Raw genomic sequence first — 3,815 nt, forward strand, 5'->3', positions numbered from 1 at the left:
GGCTGCGTCGGAGTAGGTTTGATTTCGCCCTTGTTTGCCTTTTGATGGCGCATACCATTGCGTAGCAGGATCAAACCAAATGGCAATATTTCCGCGACTCATGAGTGCTCGGTTATATGCGGGCCAATTGGTTGTGCGGTAGATTTTGTGTGTAGGCTTCTTCATTTGAAAATTATATCGCTGAAAAAGCCGTTACAGATAGGTTTGTGCAACAAAGCCCTTAGTTGAAAAAAATTTTAGATTTCATGCTCACACACCACCTAAAACAAAAAATATCTGATTGATTTTACAGGCTTTTAATTTAAGGTTTTATTCTACCCACTCGCAATATCAATGTTTAGTATCACGACTCACTAACTCATTAACTAAATATGGAGCAGTACGGCTATCTTGATTTTCTGTTATTTGTTTTGGTGTTCCTGCCACAACAATATTCCCACCAGCATTTCCAGCACCTGGTCCCACATCAATCACCCAATCTGCTTGTGCAACGGCACGCATATCATGCTCAATCATAACCACGGTATTACCCGCATCGACTAATCGCTGCAATTGAACTAACAATCGATCTACATCTGATGGATGCAAACCTGTAGTTGGCTCATCAAGTATATACAGTGTATTTCCACGCTGATTGCGTTGCAGCTCGGTCGCCAATTTAATACGTTGCGCTTCTCCACCAGATAGTTCAGTCGCTGGTTGCCCTAAACGTAAATAACCAAGGCCAATTTCCTTTAATAATTGTAGTGAACGAGCAATCGAGACCTCTCCATCAAAAAAATCACGTGCTTCATTGACGGTCATTCCTAATACTTCAGCAATATTACGTCCATTCCAGCGAATTTTCAGAGTGTCATCATTATATCGAGCACCATGACATGTCGGACAAGGGGCATATACACTTGGCATAAACAATAATTCTACACTGACAAAGCCTTCACCTTCACAAGTTTCACATCGCCCTTTAGCCACATTAAACGAAAAACGTCCAGCATCATAATGAGCTTGGCGAGCTTCAGGAGTCCCAGCAAATAACTTTCTAACATGATCAAATAAACCCGTATAAGTTGCCAGATTAGAACGTGGAGTACGGCCAATTGGTTTTTGATCAACCTGTACCAGACGCTGTATAGCCTCCACATCACCAGCCAGAGAACCCTGTGTAACCTCGGTAACCAACATTCCTTCATTTAACGGATTATTTTCATTATTGTTTTCAGTTTCAGATTCATTGCCTAAATATGAAAGTACTAACTCGGGTAAAGCTTGAGAAACGAGACTAGATTTACCTGAACCTGAAATACCTGTAACTGCTGTAAGTACACCAAGAGGTATACGAGCATCAATATTATGCAGGTTATGTCGGTAAATATTGTTAAGTTCAAGCCAACCAGAGGGTGTACGTCCATAACTTTGAGTAACTGGGATTTTATTAAATAAATAACTTGCAGTACGTGAAGCTGAAATCTCACTTAAACCCTGAGGTACTCCACTATATAAAATATTACCACCTTGCTCTCCTGCATCTGGTCCAACATCCACTAACCATTGAGCACGACGCATGAGCTCTAAATCATGCTCTACAACAAATACGGAGTTTCCAGCGTCTCTTAATTTATCGAGAGAATCATATAATGACTGACTATCTGAAGGATGTAATCCAGCAGACGGTTCATCCAGTACATAAACTACACCAAATAGCATAGAACTTAATTGTGTTGCTAAACGCAAACGTTGTAACTCTCCCGCTGAAAGAGTCGGTGTGGCTCTATCTAATGTTAGATAACCAAGACCTAACTGGCGTAATTGATTTAAACGCCCCACCACACCATTTGCTAAACGCTGGGCAGCAATTTTCTTTTCATCTGAAAGTGCTGACGTACGTCTTACATCTGGAGATACAGAATGCACTGCTCTACCTGTTGTTGCTCGTTCGGATCTATCAAGTTGGGTTACTTTATTATTAGTCTTTTCTCCAGCATCATGAGCGTCGAAATTGCCAAGAACAATGGGCTCAAGCAGGCAAGTTAACTTATCCAAAGAAAGTTGCATAAACTCACCAATATCTACTCCAGCAAAGGTAATAGATAAGGCTTCTGGTTTAAGGCGTTTACCATGACAGGAAGGGCATATTTTTCCTTCCATAAAACGTGAAACACGTTTTTTCATCAACGTACTTTGGGTATTAGCAAAAGTATGAAGGACATAGCGACGAGCACCAGTGAAAGTGCCCATATAGCTGGGTTCTAGTTTACGTTTAAGTGCAGATTGAGTCTCAGCGGGGCTTAAACCAGCATAGACAGGAACTGTTGGGGTTTCTTCAGTAAATAAAATCCAGTCTCTATCCGATTGCGGTAAATCTTTCCATGGTCGATCAACATCATACCCTAGGGTTACTAGGATATCGCGTAAGTTTTGCCCGTGCCAAGCAGGTGGCCATGATGCGATAGCTCTCTCACGAATACTGAGTGTTGGGTCAGGAACCATTGTCGATTCTGTAACTTCATAAATGTGACCTAAACCATGACAGGTAGGACAAGCACCTTGAAGAGTGTTCGGTGAAAAGTCCTCGGCATATAACATTGGCTGATCGGCAGGATATGCACCAGCACGCGAATAAATCATTCGCACGAGACTTGATAAAGTTGTTACACTTCCAACAGAAGAACGGGTATTACTTGCACCACGTTGTTGTTGCAATGCTACTGCTGGTGGTAGACCATCAATAGCATCAACATCTGGTACTCCGGCCTGATCTATTAAGCGTCTTGCATAAGGTGCAACAGATTCGAAATATCTTCTTTGTGCTTCAGCAAAAATAGTTCCAAAAGCAAGTGATGATTTTCCTGAACCCGATACACCTGAGAAAACAACAAGTGCATTTCTTGGGATAGAAACATCTACATCCTTAAGGTTATGCTCACGTGCACCTCGAACTTCAATACAATTATTAGATAAAGTAATGTTATTGTGTTCACCAAAAGAATGTATTTTCATGTTTCTACAAGCCTGTAAATTATTTTGTGTAAGTCTCATTTTTTATAAATGATCTTTTAATCGATCATCGAACTGAATCGTAAACCAATTCATTGCTAAACGCCAATTTTGAATTGGCATGGTCCATTTTTTAGCAGCATTTGAAGTTGCTAAATAAATGACCTTTTTCACTGAATCATCAGAAGAGAAGATCTTTCTCTTTTTAGTTGAATGGCGGATCACGCTATTCAATGATTCAATTGCATTTGTTGTATAAATCGCATGACGTATTTCAGCAGGATAGCTAAAGATCGTTCGGATATTTTCCCAATTTGCCCGCCAGGATTCTCCAATTTTTGGATACTGAACCGTACCGGGTTTGTCGGAGACCAACTTTCCTGCGATGAGAAGCGCATCGCTTCGCAAGGGAACATCGAGCAAAACGAGATCTACATGATTTTCATCATGCTAAGCAAATCAAACGAATTTGGAAAGAAAGTTCGGGCCGGTATGGCGTTCGTAAAGTCTGGCAACAACTGCAACGAGAAGTTATGTTATTGCGCGCTATACAGTTCTCGATTGATGCAAAATCTTGAAATACAAGGTGTATGGCGTGGTAAGAATACAGATATGGTGCTTGATGCGCTGAGTTATGTGTCGTCTTTTGAGCTTGAAGCAATGTACGATTATAAGATTAACCCGTTAGGTCAGGTGGCCTAACTTAAATAAAAGTCTCCGACAAACCCGGTACGGTTCATTGCAGATCGGCAAGGGCATGCGGTGATTCCACCTAGAAAAAATGCGAAACCATGGAAAGATACAAAGAGTAGCTCGCTAGA

1 protein-coding gene and 3 pseudogenes are annotated in these 3,815 nt (G+C 41.1%); 1 reads left to right on the forward strand and 3 read right to left on the reverse strand.

All coding sequences use genetic code 11. The annotated features are described in order from the left end of the window. From F891_RS15305 to F891_RS15315, 3 genes and pseudogenes are all read right to left on the reverse strand, one after another. Positions 1-165, reverse strand: a pseudogene (locus F891_RS15305) (IS5/IS1182 family transposase); the annotation flags it as partial. A gap of 165 nt (positions 166-330) precedes the next feature. Next, the gene (locus F891_RS15310; RefSeq protein WP_005100732.1) at positions 331-2,997 is read right to left on the reverse strand and encodes an excinuclease ABC subunit UvrA; all 2,667 of its coding nucleotides are present in this window, start codon (positions 2,995-2,997) and stop codon (positions 331-333) included. 42 nt (positions 2,998-3,039) lie between these two features. Then, positions 3,040-3,342 (reverse strand): annotated as a pseudogene (locus F891_RS15315) (transposase); the annotation flags it as partial. Between the two features lie 62 nt (positions 3,343-3,404). Here F891_RS15315 and F891_RS17960 point away from each other — a divergent pair. Next, positions 3,405-3,600: pseudogene (locus F891_RS17960) on the forward strand (IS3 family transposase); the annotation flags it as partial. Positions 3,601-3,815: the final 215 nt, after the last annotated feature.

The organism is Acinetobacter sp. CIP 101966 (assembly GCF_000369725.1).
Lineage (GTDB): Bacteria > Pseudomonadota > Gammaproteobacteria > Pseudomonadales > Moraxellaceae > Acinetobacter > Acinetobacter lwoffii_Q.

Coding starts and splice junctions, on each gene's coding strand:
- F891_RS15310 (WP_005100732.1), bottom strand. CDS start 2,997: ATGAAAATACATTCTTTTGGTGAACACAATAACATTACTTTATCTAAT.